We start from the raw sequence: 15,875 nt of genomic DNA, 5'->3' as shown, positions 1-15,875 counted from the left end.
TTCAGCCGACTTGTTGCCCACTCATTTGCAAGCCAATTTGTTCTGGGTTGGTGCTGGCCGTGGGCAGGGCGGGTGACAGCTGGCCGTTGGCGATGACGGCCATGCGGTCGCTGATCATGAACAGCTCGTCGAGTTCTTCCGAGATCACCAAAATCGCCACGCCCTGGTTGCGCAAATCAATCAGGGCTTGACGAATCAGCATGGCTGCGCCCACGTCCACGCCCCAGGTGGGTTGCGACACCACCATCACTTTGGGCTTGAGCATGATCTCGCGACCCACGATGAACTTTTGCAAGTTGCCACCCGACAAGCTGGTGGCCAGTGCGTTGGGGCCACCGCAGGCCACTTTGAAGCGTTCAATCACCGCACGTGCAAAGGTGGTGGTGGCTTGGCGTTGAATCACACCCAGTTGCACCATGCCTTGGCGAGCCCCCGTGAGCAAGGCGTTGTTGGACAAACTCATGGGTGGCACTGCACCGCGCCCCAAGCGTTCTTCGGGCACAAAGGTCAGGCCCACGCTGCGTCGCTGCGCCGGGTTCATGCGTCCAACCGCTTGACCGCACAGAGTCACCGTGTGTGCAGCCTCTTGCGGCACTTCGCCTGAAATGGCGGCCAGCAGTTCTTTCTGGCCATTGCCCGAGATGCCTGCAATGCCCACGATCTCGCCGGCGCGCACTTGCAGGTCAATGTGCTGCAAGTGGGTGCCAAAAGGGTCCGCGCTGTGCAGGCTCAAGTCTTTGACTTCCAGCAGCACGGGACCAGCTTCTTGCGGCTGACTGGCGCATTCGGGCAGGTCGGTGCCAATCATCAGGCGCGCCAGTTGGCTGGATGTTTCTTGTTTGGGGTTGGCATAGCCCGTGACTTTGCCGCCGCGCAGCACGGTGGCGGTGTCGCACAAGGCACGAATTTCGTCGAGCTTGTGGCTGATGTACAAAATGCTGCACCCTTCAGCCGCTAAGCGGCGCAAGGTGTCAAACAAGACCAGCACGGCTTGCGGCGTCAGCACCGAGGTGGGCTCGTCCATGATCAGCAGCTTGGGGTTTTGCAGCAGGCAACGCACGATCTCCACCCGTTGCCGCTCACCCACCGACATGGTGTGCACCATGCGGCTGGGGTCGATCGGCAGCCCATAGCGTTGCGACACCTCGGTGATGCGGCCCGACAGGGCCTGGATGGATTCAGGCTCGTCCAACGACAGGCTGATGTTCTCGGCCACGGTGAGCGACTCGAACAAGGCGAAGTGCTGAAACACCATGCCAATGCCAAGGCGTCGCGCTTGGGCTGGGCTGTCGATGGTGACCTCGCGGCCTTCCCACACGATGTCACCGGCGTCGGGCTTGGTGACGCCGTAGACGATTTTCATGAGCGTGCTTTTGCCCGCACCGTTCTCGCCGAGCAAGGCGTGAATTTCGCCAGCGCGCACGGTGAGGTCGATGCCTTGGTTGGCGATGACGGTGGGGTAGCGCTTGCTGATACCACTCAAGACAAGCCGTGGGGTGTTGGAAGTCATGCGCAAGCAGGCCGCAATAACTGTGCCGTATGGCTGCGACGCATTGGCGCTGTCTGCGCTGCTTGATTTGTGTACGTCTCGCACTGCACCAGTGATTTGCATAGTTTTGTATGCGTCAAGCTGGTGCGATGCGCCTCTTTGTGGGGCTCTTTGAGGGTGGGGCTGCCGTGGGGTCTTGGTATGCAACTTGCGTCGCATACAGCACCTTCACTTGTTGCCATGAAACGCCTACCCCAAACCCTTCTCGCTCGTGCGATGTTGCGCCTGGTGTTGCCATGAGGCTCAAACTCGTTCCTCGCGCAGAGCCTTTGCAGTCGATGCGGGTGTGGGCACCCGTGATTGCGATTGGCCTGACCTTGCTGGCGGGTTTTTTGATTTTTATGGTGTTGGGCAAGAACCCTTGGTTGGCTTACCAAGCGTTTTTCATCGATCCGCTGCGTGACGCCAACGGCGTCAGCGAGTTGCTCTTGAAGGCCTCGCCTCTGTGCTTGATTGCGCTGGGATTGGCGGTGGGTTACCGCGCCAACATTTGGAACATCGGTGCCGAGGGGCAGATGTATGTGGGCGGCATTTTTGCCAGTGGCTTGGCGATTTATTTCCATGAGGTCGATGCGCCCTGGGTGCTGCCCTTGATGGTGGTGGCCGCTGCGCTGGGTGGGGCGCTGTGGGCGTCGCTGACTGCGCTGTGCCGGGCCCAGTTTCATACCAACGAAATTTTGGTGAGCTTGATGCTCACCTATGTGGCCGATCTGGTGGTCAAGTTTTTGGTTTACGGCCCTTGGCGCGATCCGATGGCCAACAACTTTCCCATCACCGTGTCGTTTTCCGACGCGGCCTTGTTTGCGCCGTTGGCTTCTTATGGCTGGGACCTGTGGGAGGGCACGCGCATCAACAGCTCGGTGTTCATCACCTTGGTGGCCATTCCTGTGGCGTGGTTCTTCATGCAAAGCTCTTATGCGGGCTTTCAGCACTTGGTGACGGGTGAGGCCCCAGCGGCGGCACGTTATGCGGGCTACCGAGACCGCTGGATCATCTGGATCACCTTGCTGATTGGTGGCGCTGCGGCGGGCTTGGCTGGTGTGTCGGATGTGGCCGGTCCGCTGGGGCAACTCAACGACCGCTGGACGCCAGGCTATGGCTTCACCGCCATCATCGTGGCAACCTTGGGCCGCTTGCACGCGCTCGGGATTGTGTTGGCCTCGCTGCTCATGGCCTTGCTGTACTTGGGCGGCGAAGCGGTGCAGGTGACCATGCAATTGCCCAAGGCGGTGAGCGAGGTGTTTCAGGGCTTGCTGCTGCTGTTCTTGTTGGCCTGCGATGTGTTGGTCAAGTACCGCGTGGTGTCGCTTGACGCCAACCCCAAAGCGCTGGGAGGCACCGCGTGATGGAGTCTCTCACCCCCTTGTTGGCCAGTGCCTTGGGTGCGGCTATTCCTTTGCTGTTGGCCGCTCTGGGCGAGCTGATTGCCGAGCGCGCCGGCGTGTTGAACCTCGGGCTGGAAGGCATGATGTTGTTGGGTGCCTTGGCCAGCTTCATGACGGTGGCCAACGGTGGCTCGTTGCCGCTGGCGGTGTTGGTGGGCATGGCGGTGGGCGTGTTGGCGTCGCTGGTGTTTGGTTTTGTCACCATCACCTTGCAGGCCAACCAAGTGGCGGCGGGTTTGTCGCTCACCATCTTGGGCTCGGGCATCACGGCCGTGTTGGGTCGCCCCTATGTGGGTTTCAGCGCCCCCACCAGTTTTGCGCCTGCGCCCATTCCTTATTTGCAAGATCTGCCGTTGTTGGGTGCGTCGTTTTTCTCGCTCGACCTGCTGGGCTATGCCGCGCTGGTGTTGCTGTTGGTGGTGATGTGGTTTCTGCGTCATACCCGCGCTGGGCTGACCTTGAAGGCCGTGGGCGAGTCGCCGGTGGTGGCGCGCTCCTTGGGGCTGCATGTCACGCGTGTGCGTTATGCAGCGGTGGCGTTTGGTGGGGCCTTGTCGGGCCTGGCGGGCACCTACTACTCGGTGGCGCAATTCAAGATGTGGCAAGACGGCCTGACCTCGGGCAACGGCTGGATTGCCTTGGCCTTGGTGGTGTTTGCCACCTGGCGGCCACACCGCGTGGCGATTGGGGCCTTGCTGTTTGGCAGCGTCACGGCGCTGGGGCTGTACTTCCAGGCCATTGGCATCAAGGTGTCTACCTTTGCGTTGGCCAGCTTGCCCTACCTTGCCACGGTGGTGGTGTTGGTGGTGCTGTCGTCCAACCAAGAAACCATCCGCCGCCATGCACCTGCATGGTTAGGCAAACCTTTTTACGACGACGCCTGAGGCGTCGGGTTGCTTTTTTCTCGCGCTTATCCCTTCATCCACTTAGGAGTTTTGACATGACATTTATGAAGATCAAATTGGCTTGCGCTCTGGCGCTTGGCGTTGTGGGCGTGACCCAAACCGCAGTGGCTGCGCCTCCTGTGAAAGCGGCCTTTGTGTACTTCGGCACACCGGGCGACGGCGGCTGGACCTTTGCCCACGACATTGCCGTGAAGCAGGCCAAAAAAGAACTGGGTGATGCGGTGGAAACCACCATTGTGGAAAACGTGCCTGAGAGTGCCGATGCAGAGCGCGTGATCCGCGACCTGGCCAGCAAGGGCAACCAGTACATCTTCACCACCTCGTTTGGCTACATGGAGCAAACCTTGAAGGTGGCCAAGACTTTTCCGAAGGTCGAGTTCTATCACAACACGGGTTTCAAATCGGCACCCAACGTGCACACCTACAACTCGCGCATGTACGAGCCCGCCTATTTGGCTGGCATCATTGCCGGGCGCATGACCAAGTCGAATGTGCTGGGCTATGTGGCTTCTTTCCCTATTCCTGAAGTGGTGCGCAACATCAACGCCTACACCATGGGTGCACGCAGCGTGAACCCCAAAGTCAAAACCAAGGTGGTGTGGATCAGCTCTTGGTATGACCCTGCCAAAGAGCGCCAAGCCGCTGAAACCATGATTGGCCAAGGCGCTGACATGCTGATGCAAAACACCGACTCTTCAGCCACCTTGCAAGCCGCTGCCGACAAGGGCGTGTTCGCCTTTGGTTGGAACTCGGACATGTCGGCTGTGGCCCCCAAAGCGCACCTGGCCTCTGTGACCCAAGTCTGGGGCAACTACTACACCGCCGTGCTCAAAGGCGCGGTGGCTGGCAAACCCATGAAAGACAACGTCTGGGGTGGCTTGAAAGAAAAGATGAACGGCTTGGTGTCGTTGAACAGCAGCTTGCCTGCCAGCGTGAAAAAAGAAGTCGAAGCCAAGCAGGCCGAGATCGTGTCTGGCAAGTTCAAGGTCTTCTCTGGCCCCATGAAGTTGCAAGACGGCACCATGAAGCTGGCCGCTGGTCAAGCCTTCACCGACGCTGACATCGACAGCATCAAGTTCTACGTCGAAGGCGTAGAAGGCCAGTTGCCCAACTGATGCCTGAGCTGACCATGTCAGACATTGCGGCCCAGCCCTTTGCCTTTGCCCTGCGGCCTGCACAGGCCGCGCTGCTGATCATTGACATGCAGCGCGACTTTGTGGAGCCGGGCGGCTTTGGCGAAAGCCTGGGCAACCGTGTCGAGCCCTTGCAAGAGATTGTGCCTACGGTGCGCCGAGTGTTGGACCATTGGCGAGCCATTGGGGGCTTGGTGGTGCACACCCGTGAGTCCCACGCGCCTGATTTGAGCGACTGCCCGGATGCCAAGCGCTTGCGTGGCAACCCCAGCCTGCGCATTGGCGATGTGGGCCCCATGGGGCGTGTGCTGGTGCGCGGTGAACCGGGCAATCAAATTGTGGAGGCCCTGGCCCCCATCGCGGGCGAGTTGGTGATTGACAAGCCGGGCAAGGGTGCGTTTTATGGCACCGACTTGATGGCGCAATTGCAGCAGCGTGGCATCACACAGCTGGTGGTCATGGGTGTGACCACCGAGGTGTGCGTTCAGTCCACGATGCGTGAAGCCAATGACCGAGGCTACGACTGCTTGTTGATCGAAGATGGCACGGCCAGTTACTTTCCTGAATTCAAAGCCGCCACCCTGGCCATGATCACCGCCCAAGGCGGCATCGTGGGCTGGATCTGCAAGGCCCAAGACCTGCTGTCAGCCAGCGTCTGAGCCGGTTTTTGCCACACTGGCAAAGCCCTAAAAATCATCTCTACCTTGGCCGTGTGCGGCCACCACGGCGTCTGCTATGCCGTGTTGTTCGCGGCATGGCTTTTTTTCTTTGTAGTATCTCCACACACAGCCAGGAGGTTTCTATGTTCAAAGTTCACGCCGTCGCCGCCCACCGTTTGCCCCAGCTCTTGCGTCAAATGCCCAAGGCTGAACTGCACATCCACATCGAGGGCTCGCTGGAGCCTGAGTTGATTTTTGCGCTGGCGCAGCGCAACGGTGTGGCCTTGCCCTACGCCAGTGTGGAGGCGTTGCGTGCGGCCTATGCCTTCACCAACCTGCAAAGCTTTTTGGACATTTACTACGCCGGGGCCAGCGTGTTGTTGCACGAGCAAGACTTTTACGACATGGCCTGGGCCTACTTGCAGCGCGCAGCGGCCGACCATGTGGTGCATGCCGAACTCTTTTTTGACCCGCAGACCCACACCGAGCGTGGCGTGCCGATGGCGACGGTGATCCACGGTTTGCACCGCGCCTGCGTGGACGCCAAGGCGCAGCTGGGCGTGGATGCCCAACTCATTCTGTGTTTCTTGCGCCACCTGAGCGAAGAGGCCGCCTTGCACACGCTGCAAGAGGCCTTGCCTTTCAAAGACAAGTTCATTGGTGTGGGGCTCGATTCCAGCGAAGTGGGGCACCCGCCCGAGAAGTTCACCCAAGTGTTTGCGCTAGCCAAGTCCCATGGGCTGCACTTGGTGGCGCATGCGGGGGAAGAGGGGCCACCCGCCTACATCTGGAGCGCGCTCGATGTGTTGCATGTCGAGCGCATCGACCATGGCGTGCAGGCCATCCACGACCCCGTGCTGATGGCGCGCTTGGCCAAAGACCGGGTGCCGCTGACGGTGTGTCCTTTGTCCAATCAAAAGCTGTGCGTGTTCCCCAACCTGGCCGACCACAACATTGCGCAACTGCTGGATGCGGGCTTGTGCGTCACCATCAACTCAGACGACCCGGCCTACTTTGGCGGCTACATGAACGACAACTTTGTGCAGACCTTTGCCGCCACGGGCATGAATGCCCAACAGGCCTATGCCCTGGCACGCAACAGCTTTGAAGCCAGCTTTGTCAGCGAGGTTCAGCGCCAGCACTGGCTGCATGAACTCAAGGTCTGTTTTGAGCGCTTTGTTGAGCACGATGACTGAGCCGTTGCGAGGTCAGAAAAACTGTTGCTCAATGGTGGTGACGAATGTATGAGCCTGTTCGGTTGCCCATTGTGCGTCGTCGATGGAAAGTGGATCACCCTTGTAATCAGCGATCAGGCGCAAGTCTTCAACTTTATTCAGCGCACGTCCTAACTCTAGCGATAGCCGACCCGTTTTGACAAGATGCAAAGAGAAAGCAGTGATCAACCCACTGTGTGTTTTGGCAATGTCTGGTGGCACGGGTGAATGGCTGGCCAATAAGGCGGCTCTTGCTGCATCGAACATGGCGTAATAAGCGCGATTGCAAGCCCCATCACTGTCGCCTTCCTTCAGAAGCGCAAAAGCTGATGCAAGGGCGCGGTGTGCCTTGTTCATCAGCTCTTTCGTGTTCATAGTTTGACCCCATCGCGGGCGATATTGCTCAGAAGTTGTGGGTTGGTGTACGCACTGGGATGTGCCCACTCATCTTCCCAAATGGGCAAGGGTTGTATACGAATGCCCGTGTCGAGCAAAACGTCATACGCGATGTCATCCATTGCAAGCTTGGTCGCTACAAAAGGGGCCGATGCGCCGCGCAATAAGACGGCTACATCGGCGTCGCTTTCTTCATGTGCTGTGCCGCGCGCGTGACTACCAAACAAAAAAACTTCGCTGATATCGTAGGTGCGCGCCAGTGCACGTGCAAACTGTTTTGCAGCTAGCAAAGTGGAGATATCAACGTGCGGAATCATGAAAATATTGTAGGCCGAAGCCCCTAAAATGCACCCATGAGCATCAAATCAGACAAATGGATTCGCCGCATGGCAGAGCAGCACGGCATGATCGAGCCGTTCGAGCCAGGTCAAATTCGCCAAAACGCGGCGGGCGAAAAAATCGTCAGCTACGGCACCAGCAGCTACGGCTATGACATCCGTTGCGCGCCCGAGTTCAAAGTGTTCACCAACATCTACAGCACGGTGGTGGACCCCAAGAACTTCGACGAGCGCAGCTTTGTCGACATGAACTCGGATGTCTGCATCATCCCGCCCAACAGCTTTGCATTGGCGCGCACCGTGGAGTACTTCCGCATTCCGCGCAATGTGCTGACCGTGTGCTTGGGCAAAAGCACCTACGCGCGCTGCGGCATCATCGTCAACGTGACGCCGTTTGAGCCCGAGTGGGAAGGCTATGTGACGCTGGAGTTCTCCAACACCACACCGCTGCCCGCCAAGATTTACGCCGGTGAGGGCTGTGCCCAGGTGTTGTTCTTTGAGAGCGACGAAGTGTGCGAGACCAGCTACAAAGACCGTGGCGGCAAGTACCAGGGCCAAGTGGGTGTGACCCTGCCCAAGACCTGAAATCGGCGGATTGGGTCCGATTTTGGGAGATTCGCCAGGGGTGCGACAATCAGCACCTGACATGACGACCTCTTTTTCCAATTTGCAGCTGGCCCCCGCGCTGGCACGCGCCGTAGCCGAAATGGGCTACGAGTCCATGACCCCCATCCAAGCCCAGGCCATTCCGGTGGTTCTGACGGGCCAAGACGTGATGGGCGCCGCCCAAACCGGCACGGGCAAAACAGCGGCTTTCTCGCTGCCTTTGTTGCAGCGCCTGCTCAAGCACGAAAACAGCTCCACTTCGCCTGCGCGCCATCCTGTGCGCGCCTTGGTGTTGCTGCCTACGCGCGAGCTGGCCGACCAGGTGGCCCAACAGGTCAAGGCCTACGCCAAGTACTGCAACCTGCGCAGCGCGGTGGTGTTTGGTGGCATGGACATGAAGCCCCAAACCTTGGAGCTGAAAAAAGGCGTCGAGGTGCTGGTGGCCACACCCGGGCGTTTGCTCGACCACATCGAAGCCAAGAACGTGGTGCTCAACCAAGTGGAATATGTGGTGCTCGACGAAGCTGACCGCATGTTGGACATTGGTTTCTTGCCCGACTTGCAACGCATCTTGAGCCACTTGCCCAAGCAGCGCACCACACTGTTGTTCTCGGCCACCTTCTCGCCCGAGATCAAGCGCCTGGCGGGCAGCTATTTGCAAAACCCCGTCACCATCGAAGTGGCGCGCCCCAACGAGACCGCGTCCACCGTGACGCAACATTTCTACAGCGTGGGTGTGGACGACAAATACCGCGCGCTCAAGCAGTTGGTCAAAAGCAATGGCATCACCCAAGCCTTTGTGTTTTGCAACAGCAAACTCGGCTGCGCCCGCTTGGCTCGCTCGCTCGAACGCGATGGCCTGCGCACCACCGCCTTGCATGGCGACAAGAGCCAAGACGAGCGCTTGAAAGCCCTCGAAGCCTTCAAGCGCGGCGAGGTGGACTTGCTGGTGTGTACCGATGTGGCCGCACGCGGCCTGGACATCAAAGACGTGCCTGCGGTGTTCAACTTTGACATTCCGTTCAACGCCGAAGACTATGTGCACCGCATTGGCCGCACCGGTCGTGCAGGTGCCTTGGGGCAGGCCATCAGCTTTGTTTCGGGCAGCGACCAGCGCTTGGTGGCTGACATTGAGAAGCTGCTCAAGACCAAGATCGAACTCGAAGCCGTGGAGTTTGAAGAAGACCGTCCGCGTGGCCGCATCAACACGGGCCGCCGTGCCTGGGGTGAAGATGACCCACGCGACGTGCTCGACAAGCCCCGTGCCCCAGAAGGTCAAGCCCGTGCTCGCCGCGAAAGCAACTACGCGCCTGTTGCACCCCGTCCTTCGCGTGACCCGTTCTTTGACAAACCCTACGAAGCACCGGTGCGGGCTGAGGGCGAATCGACCGCGCCCAAAGAACCCCTGCGCAAGTCGCCCAACATCAAGCCCAAGCGCAAAGTGGCGGCGTTGTTCAAAACCGTCGAGTGAGCCTCATGCCTTGAGTCTCATGCCAGCGGGTCCAGGGCTTGCTGGCATTTCACGCTCAGAACGGGGAGTTGACGCACATCGCCAATGACCTCTGGCTGCTCGATGCGCAAGGCACTCAAGCAGCCGCCCCACACACAGCCGTCGTCCAGACACACCACGTTGGGTTGGTTCACCTTTTTGAGCGTGGACCAATGGCCAAAGGCCACTGTTACATGGGCGCTGCGCCTGCCTGGCACCTCGAACCAGGGCATCAAGCCCTCAGGCGCTTGGTCTGCGCTTTCTTTCACACTGAAATCCATTGCGCCTTGCGCATCGCAAAAACGCATGCGCGTGAGCGCGTTGACGATCACACGCAAACGGTCGGCACCTTGCAAGTCATCGTGCCACTGGTTGGGTAAGCCGCCATACATCTGCGGCATGAAGGTGGCCAGCGCATCACCGCGCAACACGTCTTCCACTTCGCCGGCCAGTGCCAAGGTTTGCTCAGGTGTCCACTGCGGCAGCACGCCGGCATGCACCATCAGCACCTGTCCCAGGCGAATCGCCATGCGTTGCTGGCGCAACCAATCGAGCAACACCGTGCGGTCGGGAGCGTTCAAGATATCGGCGATGGTGTCTTGCCGGTGTGCAGCGCGCACCCCTTGTGACACCGCCAACAGGTGCAAATCATGGTTGCCCAAAATGCATTGCGCACTGCTGCCATAGGCCATCAAGCGGCGCAGCACACCCACGTTGTCGGGGCCTCGGTTGACCAAGTCGCCCAAGAGGTAGAGCGTGTCACGGCTCGGAGAAAAATCGACGTGGGTGAGTAAACGTGCCAAGGCTTCGTCGCAACCTTGTACGTCACCAATCAAGTAAGTCGTCATGATGGAATTGTCTAACGCTTTTTGGGTGCAACTTCACGCTCTGGATTGAGATTGCGTTCACATTTGCCTGCGTGTGATCGGGATGTCTCGGTGCCAATCGTTTGTATACTCAAATGGATATAATTCAAGATGAAACCTGTTCAATTTCTTGGCGACTCCCTCAAGAGGATTCGTGAATTTCCTGATGCAGCACGTCAGGACGTCGGGCGTCAACTCGATCTTGTGCAAAAGGGGAGGCAGCCCAATGACTTCAAATCCATGCCATCTATTGGCAAGGGTGTCGAGGAGATCCGTGTCTGGGATGAAGCAGGAACATTTCGTGTCATCTACACCGCTCGAATGAAAGAGGCGATCTATGTTTTGCATGCTTTTCAAAAAAAGACGCAAACAACCTCTAAGAACGATGTGGAAATTGCAACGGCTCGATTTAAATTGTTGAGAGGAGAAAAGTGATGAAGTCCAAACCAGACAGATTCAAAAGCGTTTGGGATGCCCTCGCCGATACACCCGAAGAGGCAGCCAACTTGCGCGTGCGTGCAGAACTCATGGACAAAATTATTCACTTGATCGCCAGCCATGGATGGACGCAAGCCGATGCAGCCATTCATTGCAAGGTGACGCAGCCACGTATCAACGACTTGGTTCGCGGAAAGATTTCCCGGTTTTCCCTCGATGCATTGGTCAATATTGCGGCAGCACTCGGGCAACATGTTCACGTTGAACTTGAGGCTGTCTGACGTTGACTCAGCTTCTATTTTTTAATCTTGTTCTACCCGATTGCCCCACATGGATGTTTTGCTGATTGTTTTACTGACCTTCTTGAATGGCATCTTCGCCATGTCCGAGATGGCGTTGGCATCCAGTCGCAAGGCGCGCTTGGCGGCACTCAACGAGTCGGGCGACAGCGGGGCGCGTGCAGCGCTCAAGCTGATGGCGCATCCGACCCAGTTTTTGTCCACGGTGCAAATTGGCATCACATCCATTGGTGTGCTCAACGGCATCGTGGGGGAGGCGGCTTTCAGTGCCAAGTTGTCGGATTGGTTGCTCACCCAAGGCGTGGCTGATCGCTTTGCCGAAGGCATGGCCACCGCGTTGGTGGTGACGCTCATCACCTTCAGCACGATCTTGTTTGGTGAGTTGGTGCCCAAGCGCATTGGCCAGCTCTACCCCGAACCGGTGGCACGTTTGGCGGCGCCCTTGATGTTGGCGCTGGCCACCATCGCGCGTCCGTTCGTGAGTCTGCTCTCGGCCAGCACCAGTGCCATGCTCAAGCTCTTGCGGGTGGAGGTGCATGGTGGTCGCACGGTGACCGAAGAGGAAATCAGTGCCAGCTTGGTGGAGGGGGTGGATGCGGGCGTGATTGAGCAGCACGAACACCAGATGGTGCAAAACGTGTTCAACCTCGACGAGCGTTCCCTCACCTCCATCATGGTGCACCGCTCTGACATTGAGTGGCTGGACGCCAAGACCACTGTGCCGCAAGCGCTGGCACAAGTGGGGGCGCAAGGCGCGCACTCGTGGTATCCGGTGTGCCGTGATGGCTTGGACGATGTGGTGGGCGCCGTCAGCGTGTCGCAACTGCTGCGTCTGCCGCCGGGCACCGACATGACAGTCGAGACCTTGGCTCAGCCGGTGTCGTTTGTGCCCGAGACCTTGAGCGGTTTGGATTTGTTGGAGCAATTTCGCCGCCCTGTGGAGCGGGCCACCGCGCATGGTCGCATGGTGCTGGTGGTGGACGAGTACGGCGTGGTGCAAGGCTTGATGACGCCGCGTGACCTGCTGGAAGCCATCACCGGTGAACTGCTGCAAGCCACCGCCACTGACGAAGCCTGGGCCACACCGCGTGCCGATGGCAGTTGGTTGATCGATGGCTTGATGCCGGTGGCCGAGTTCAAGGCACGCTTGCACATACGTGAATTGCCTGACGAAGACCGCGACATCTACAACACCGTGGCTGGTTTGATCATGGCCATCAGCGGCCATTTGCCTGCTGTGAGCGAGTGGGTGGACTGCGCGGGCTGGCGCCTGGAGGTGGTTGACCTGGACGGGCGCCGCATTGACAAGGTGCTGGCCACGCTCAACGTGAAAGAAAAGCGTTGATCCTGGCGCACACCTGAACCCACTCTGAGTGGGCAATGTTTTCGTAATCGTGGTTGGTGTGCAAGAACGACAACTCGATGGTGGGTGACAGCGGGTATTTGTGAGGCACCTCCTGTCCACCGTATTCGTCGTCAAGGCCTTGAAAAATCAAAAACGGTTTCTTCACGTGGGCCAAGTGCTGTGTGCGTTCTTTCTCTTCCGGTTTGTCCGGGTGTTTGAAGGGGTAACCGAAGCCAATGATTTTTTGAACGGTGGGCGCATCGGCCAGCAACGACGCCATCCGTGCACCCGCTGAATGGGCCAGCACATGGATGTTTTTTTCAGGCCCTAAAGAGGCCAGAACCTTGCGCAGTTTTTGCACTTGGTCCTCGATGCTGTGCGGCCTCAACACCTGCCAGAAATAAAACCAGCGGCTTGGATGCGGCAACAGCAACAAAGCCTTGATGGGTTTTTTGAACAGTTTGCGTAAGACACTCCATGTTTTGGAGGACAGCCACAGGCTGTGGCTGGTGGTGGCTTCGTAGGTCTGTGTGAGCCATCTTTCGGTGGCTGTTGTTTTAGATTCAAACCATACCAAGGTATAGCCTTGCGCTTGCAATGTGTCCATCAGACCTTGCAGTTGCGCTGAGCTCTTTTGATGGCTGCTGCGCCCTAAAAAGAACAACAACTTTTTGTTAGCAAGCGCTCCCAGGTGGTGGAGATGGCCACCTGCAACCGCACAAGATGAAAGGTTCATCCGCGTTTACACACGCCGTTGGAATGGCAGTTGGTACATCCATACCGGCCGTCCATCCGCGCCGTAGATCACACCTGATGGTTGCAACTCACGGGCCTCAAACTCCAGGCTCACCAACCACGCGCCACGACGCATTTCTGCCTCGGCTTTTTCCACTGCACGGGGCATGCTCTCTGGGCGTTGAAACAAATACACCAAGTCGTAACTGCGCCAGTCCACCAGCCACATGTCGCCCTGGCGAATGTTGGCAAACGAACAACGCATGGCGCTGAGCACGCGCAGCGGCCAGCTCATCTCCAGCCCATTCAAGTCGGCGCGTGGGTAGGCGTCGCGCAGCGCAATCAAGCCGTCGCCCATGCCGCTGCCTGCATCCAAAATACGCGCACCACCCAACAGGGTGATGTGTTCGGGCAACTGTCGCAACGCTCTTTTGGGGGTGGGGAACAGCGGTGCATCGCGCCACGCACTGCGTGGGTAGAGCAACACAATCAGCCCCAACAAAATCAACCAGCCCAAGGGCGGCATGGCAAAACTGCCCGATGAAGCGACCAGCGACAGCGGAAAACCCAGCACGATCAACGCGCGACGCATGGTGGTGCTGCCAAACGTGGTGAGTAAGCCACCACAAAAAGTGGCCACCAGCATGGCCACGGTGTCACTGGCACCTAGGTGACGCAAACCGAGGTAGCAGCCCCAGGCAGAGCCCCATGCGAGCAGGGCGGGAATAGGCCAATTCAAGACTTTCATGGGTGAGAATCATAGGGCTTCAATTCCTGACGTTTGGCATGACCATCTCTCCCCCTTCAGACCGCACCACGACACGACCTTTGGCCACGGTGGAGCAAATGCGCGAGACGATTCGTCGCACAGCCCAACTCAAAGGTCGCCAAGCCGATGCCGTTTCACGGCAAGAAGTGCGTGCTTTGTTGGGCAGCGGCCCGTATGCGCGTGATCGCTTGATTGAACATTTGCACTTGCTCAACGACGCCTACCGCGGTTTGTTTGAGCGCCACTTGGTGGCCTTGGGTCAAGAGATGAACATCCCCATGGCCGAGGTCTATGAAGTCGCCACTTTCTACCACCACTTCGAGGTGCTGCGCGACGACGCCAAGGCCCCTGGCTTGACTGTGCGCGTGTGTGATGGCCTGAGTTGCGAACTCGCAGGTGCGCAAGACCTGTTGGCCAAATTGCCTGCCTTGTTGGGCACGCCCGATGTGCGCGTGATCACCGCCCCGTGTGTGGGCCGTTGCGAACAAGCACCGGTGGCCGTGGTGCACCACCACGCTGTGGCCCATGCCACGCCTGAGCGCGTGGCTGCCGCTGTGAGCGCACAACACACGCAAGCGGTGCTGCCTGATGCGGTGGACCACGAGGCCTATTGCGCCGACGGTGGCTATGCGCTGCTCACTGCGCTCGCACAAGGAGACTTACCGTCTGAACAGGTGCTGCAAGCCATGGAAGACTCGGGCCTGCGCGGCTTGGGCGGCGCTGGTTTTCCGGCCGGGCGCAAATGGCGCATCGTGCGCGAGCAAGCGGCACCGCGTTTGATGGCGGTCAACATCGACGAGGGCGAGCCCGGCACCTTCAAAGACCGTACCTACCTGGAGCGCGACCCGCACCGGTTTTTAGAAGGCATGCTGGTGGCGGCCCAGGTGGTGGGCATCACGGCCATCTACATCTACCTGCGTGACGAATACCACGGCTGTCGCGCATTGCTGCAACAAGAACTGGCCAAGCTACAGGCCAACCCACCGTGCGTGTTGCCCCACATCGAATTGCGTCGTGGTGCGGGGGCCTACATCTGTGGTGAAGAGTCGGCCATGATCGAGAGCATCGAAGGCAAGCGGGGCGAACCCCGCATGCGTCCGCCCTATATTGCCCAAGTGGGCTTGTTTGGCCGTCCCACACTGGAGCACAACTTTGAAACCCTGTACTGGGTGCGCGACATCGTGCAAAAAGGACCGGCGTGGTTCAGCGGCTTTGGGCGTCATGGGCGTCAGGGTTTGCGCAGCTTCAGCGTGAGCGGGCGTGTCCAACAGCCCGGCGTCAAGCTGGCACCTGCGGGCATCACCCTGCAAGAGCTGGTGGACGAATACTGCGGCGGCATGTTGCCCGGCCACACGCTGTATGCCTACCTGCCGGGTGGGGCTTCGGGCGGTATCTTGCCCGCGCACATGAGCCACATCCCGCTCGACTTTGACACCTTGCAGCCGCATGGTTGCTTCATTGGGTCGGCGGCGGTCATCGTGCTGAGCCAGCACGACCGCGCGCGCGATGCGGCGCTCAACATGATGCGATTTTTTGAACACGAGAGCTGTGGCCAGTGCACGCCCTGCCGCGTGGGCACGGCCAAAGCTGCGCAGCTCATGCAGGCCCCGCTGTGGGACCACGCCACGCTCGACGACTTGAACCAAGTCATGACCGACGCCTCCATCTGTGGCCTCGGCCAAGCGGCGCCCAACCCGGTGCGCTGTGTGCAAACCTATTTCCAACACGAGGTGGCTTGAATGGGTGCCC

At 59.0% G+C, this 15,875-nt stretch carries 17 protein-coding genes; 11 read left to right on the top strand and 6 right to left on the bottom strand.

Going from position 1 to position 15,875, the window contains the following annotated elements; all coding sequences use genetic code 11:
• Position 1 precedes the first annotated feature (1 nt).
• The gene (locus tag B9Z39_RS14440) at positions 2–1,510 is read right to left on the bottom strand and encodes an ABC transporter ATP-binding protein (RefSeq protein ID WP_108302224.1); all 1,509 of its coding nucleotides are present in this window, start codon (positions 1,508–1,510) and stop codon (positions 2–4) included.
• 275 nt (positions 1,511–1,785) lie between these two features.
• On the opposite strand from B9Z39_RS14440, the gene B9Z39_RS14435 reads away from it, so the two are divergent.
• The 5 genes from B9Z39_RS14435 to B9Z39_RS14415 all read left to right on the top strand — a co-directional run bounded on the left by B9Z39_RS14435 (position 1,786) and on the right by B9Z39_RS14415 (position 6,827).
• The gene (locus B9Z39_RS14435; RefSeq protein WP_233249022.1) at positions 1,786–2,895 is read left to right on the top strand and encodes an ABC transporter permease; all 1,110 of its coding nucleotides are present in this window, start codon (positions 1,786–1,788) and stop codon (positions 2,893–2,895) included.
• Positions 2,895–3,818 carry an ABC transporter permease gene (locus B9Z39_RS14430; protein WP_108302178.1) on the top strand — a complete coding sequence of 308 codons (924 nt, stop codon included), beginning with the start codon at positions 2,895–2,897 and terminating at the stop codon, positions 3,816–3,818. The genes B9Z39_RS14435 and B9Z39_RS14430 overlap by 1 nt, the downstream gene beginning before the upstream one ends.
• Before the next feature lie 56 nt (positions 3,819–3,874).
• The gene (locus B9Z39_RS14425; RefSeq protein WP_233249021.1) at positions 3,875–4,954 is read left to right on the top strand and encodes a BMP family ABC transporter substrate-binding protein; all 1,080 of its coding nucleotides are present in this window, start codon (positions 3,875–3,877) and stop codon (positions 4,952–4,954) included.
• Between the two features lie 14 nt (positions 4,955–4,968).
• The gene (locus B9Z39_RS14420) at positions 4,969–5,631 is read left to right on the top strand and encodes a cysteine hydrolase family protein (RefSeq protein WP_108302223.1); all 663 of its coding nucleotides are present in this window, start codon (positions 4,969–4,971) and stop codon (positions 5,629–5,631) included.
• A gap of 143 nt (positions 5,632–5,774) precedes the next feature.
• Positions 5,775–6,827, top strand: coding sequence for an adenosine deaminase (locus B9Z39_RS14415; protein WP_108302176.1), 1,053 nt, complete (start codon positions 5,775–5,777; stop codon positions 6,825–6,827).
• A gap of 12 nt (positions 6,828–6,839) precedes the next feature.
• Here B9Z39_RS14415 and B9Z39_RS14410 read toward each other — a convergent pair whose 3' ends face one another.
• Complete coding sequence (locus B9Z39_RS14410; RefSeq protein WP_233202729.1) at positions 6,840–7,220, bottom strand: HEPN domain-containing protein; 381 nt, start codon at positions 7,218–7,220, stop codon at positions 6,840–6,842.
• Entirely contained in the window at positions 7,217–7,558 is a 342-nt protein-coding gene (locus tag B9Z39_RS14405; protein ID WP_108302175.1) for a nucleotidyltransferase domain-containing protein, read from the bottom strand. Before B9Z39_RS14405 ends, B9Z39_RS14410 begins: the two co-directional genes overlap by 4 nt.
• A gap of 36 nt (positions 7,559–7,594) precedes the next feature.
• Here B9Z39_RS14405 and dcd point away from each other — a divergent pair, with 36 nt between their 5' ends.
• Together dcd and B9Z39_RS14395 are read left to right on the top strand one after the other, a co-directional pair.
• Positions 7,595–8,164, top strand: coding sequence for a dCTP deaminase (dcd, locus tag B9Z39_RS14400; protein WP_100147930.1), 570 nt, complete (start codon positions 7,595–7,597; stop codon positions 8,162–8,164).
• 61 nt (positions 8,165–8,225) lie between these two features.
• Positions 8,226–9,656, top strand: coding sequence for a DEAD/DEAH box helicase (locus B9Z39_RS14395; RefSeq protein WP_100147965.1), 1,431 nt, complete (start codon positions 8,226–8,228; stop codon positions 9,654–9,656).
• A 17-nt stretch (positions 9,657–9,673) separates the two neighbouring features.
• Here B9Z39_RS14395 and B9Z39_RS14390 read toward each other — a convergent pair whose 3' ends face one another.
• Complete coding sequence (locus B9Z39_RS14390; protein ID WP_100147931.1) at positions 9,674–10,522, bottom strand: symmetrical bis(5'-nucleosyl)-tetraphosphatase; 849 nt, start codon at positions 10,520–10,522, stop codon at positions 9,674–9,676.
• 129 nt (positions 10,523–10,651) lie between these two features.
• On the opposite strand from B9Z39_RS14390, the gene B9Z39_RS14385 reads away from it, so the two are divergent.
• Genes B9Z39_RS14385 through B9Z39_RS14375 form a run of 3 tightly spaced genes read left to right on the top strand, consistent with a single transcriptional unit; the run spans position 10,652 to position 12,622 of the window.
• Positions 10,652–10,975, top strand: coding sequence for a type II toxin-antitoxin system RelE/ParE family toxin (locus B9Z39_RS14385; protein WP_108302174.1), 324 nt, complete (start codon positions 10,652–10,654; stop codon positions 10,973–10,975).
• Positions 10,975–11,259 carry a helix-turn-helix domain-containing protein gene (locus tag B9Z39_RS14380; RefSeq protein ID WP_108302173.1) on the top strand — a complete coding sequence of 95 codons (285 nt, stop codon included), beginning with the start codon at positions 10,975–10,977 and terminating at the stop codon, positions 11,257–11,259. The genes B9Z39_RS14385 and B9Z39_RS14380 overlap by 1 nt, the downstream gene beginning before the upstream one ends.
• A 49-nt stretch (positions 11,260–11,308) precedes the next feature.
• Positions 11,309–12,622 (top strand): hemolysin family protein, encoded by a 1,314-nt coding sequence (locus B9Z39_RS14375; protein WP_108302172.1) that lies wholly within the window; start codon positions 11,309–11,311, stop codon positions 12,620–12,622.
• On the opposite strand, the gene B9Z39_RS14370 is transcribed toward B9Z39_RS14375, so the two are convergent.
• Positions 12,600–13,229 (bottom strand): alpha/beta family hydrolase, encoded by a 630-nt coding sequence (locus B9Z39_RS14370; protein WP_146183341.1) that lies wholly within the window; start codon positions 13,227–13,229, stop codon positions 12,600–12,602. The two genes, B9Z39_RS14375 and B9Z39_RS14370, sit on opposite strands and share 23 nt — an antisense overlap.
• A gap of 135 nt (positions 13,230–13,364) precedes the next feature.
• Positions 13,365–14,105: a class I SAM-dependent methyltransferase gene (locus B9Z39_RS14365; RefSeq protein WP_100147935.1), complete on the bottom strand. Its 741-nt coding sequence runs from the start codon at positions 14,103–14,105 to the stop codon at positions 13,365–13,367.
• A 38-nt stretch (positions 14,106–14,143) separates the two neighbouring features.
• Between B9Z39_RS14365 and B9Z39_RS14360 the strand changes: the two genes are divergently transcribed.
• Entirely contained in the window at positions 14,144–15,865 is a 1,722-nt protein-coding gene (locus tag B9Z39_RS14360) for an NADH-ubiquinone oxidoreductase-F iron-sulfur binding region domain-containing protein (RefSeq protein WP_108302170.1), read from the top strand.
• The last annotated feature ends 10 nt before the right edge of the window (positions 15,866–15,875 follow it).

Origin of the sequence: Limnohabitans sp. JirII-29 (genome assembly GCF_003063395.1) — a bacterium.
GTDB lineage: Bacteria > Pseudomonadota > Gammaproteobacteria > Burkholderiales > Burkholderiaceae_C > Limnohabitans.
This window is presented reverse-complemented; position numbering and strand designations above follow the sequence as displayed.

Coding starts and splice junctions, on each gene's coding strand:
- B9Z39_RS14410 (WP_233202729.1), bottom strand. CDS start 7,220: ATGAACACGAAAGAGCTGATGAACAAGGCACACCGCGCCCTTGCATCA.
- B9Z39_RS14395 (WP_100147965.1), top strand. CDS start 8,226: ATGACGACCTCTTTTTCCAATTTGCAGCTGGCCCCCGCGCTGGCACGC.
- B9Z39_RS14370 (WP_146183341.1), bottom strand. CDS start 13,229: ATGGACACATTGCAAGCGCAAGGCTATACCTTGGTATGGTTTGAATCT.
- B9Z39_RS14440 (WP_108302224.1), bottom strand. CDS start 1,510: ATGACTTCCAACACCCCACGGCTTGTCTTGAGTGGTATCAGCAAGCGC.
- B9Z39_RS14360 (WP_108302170.1), top strand. CDS start 14,144: ATGACCATCTCTCCCCCTTCAGACCGCACCACGACACGACCTTTGGCC.
- B9Z39_RS14380 (WP_108302173.1), top strand. CDS start 10,975: ATGAAGTCCAAACCAGACAGATTCAAAAGCGTTTGGGATGCCCTCGCC.
- B9Z39_RS14415 (WP_108302176.1), top strand. CDS start 5,775: ATGTTCAAAGTTCACGCCGTCGCCGCCCACCGTTTGCCCCAGCTCTTG.
- B9Z39_RS14405 (WP_108302175.1), bottom strand. CDS start 7,558: ATGATTCCGCACGTTGATATCTCCACTTTGCTAGCTGCAAAACAGTTT.
- B9Z39_RS14390 (WP_100147931.1), bottom strand. CDS start 10,522: ATGACGACTTACTTGATTGGTGACGTACAAGGTTGCGACGAAGCCTTG.
- B9Z39_RS14425 (WP_233249021.1), top strand. CDS start 3,875: ATGACATTTATGAAGATCAAATTGGCTTGCGCTCTGGCGCTTGGCGTT.
- dcd (WP_100147930.1), top strand. CDS start 7,595: ATGAGCATCAAATCAGACAAATGGATTCGCCGCATGGCAGAGCAGCAC.
- B9Z39_RS14430 (WP_108302178.1), top strand. CDS start 2,895: ATGGAGTCTCTCACCCCCTTGTTGGCCAGTGCCTTGGGTGCGGCTATT.
- B9Z39_RS14435 (WP_233249022.1), top strand. CDS start 1,786: ATGAGGCTCAAACTCGTTCCTCGCGCAGAGCCTTTGCAGTCGATGCGG.
- B9Z39_RS14375 (WP_108302172.1), top strand. CDS start 11,309: ATGGATGTTTTGCTGATTGTTTTACTGACCTTCTTGAATGGCATCTTC.
- B9Z39_RS14385 (WP_108302174.1), top strand. CDS start 10,652: ATGAAACCTGTTCAATTTCTTGGCGACTCCCTCAAGAGGATTCGTGAA.
- B9Z39_RS14420 (WP_108302223.1), top strand. CDS start 4,969: ATGTCAGACATTGCGGCCCAGCCCTTTGCCTTTGCCCTGCGGCCTGCA.
- B9Z39_RS14365 (WP_100147935.1), bottom strand. CDS start 14,105: ATGAAAGTCTTGAATTGGCCTATTCCCGCCCTGCTCGCATGGGGCTCT.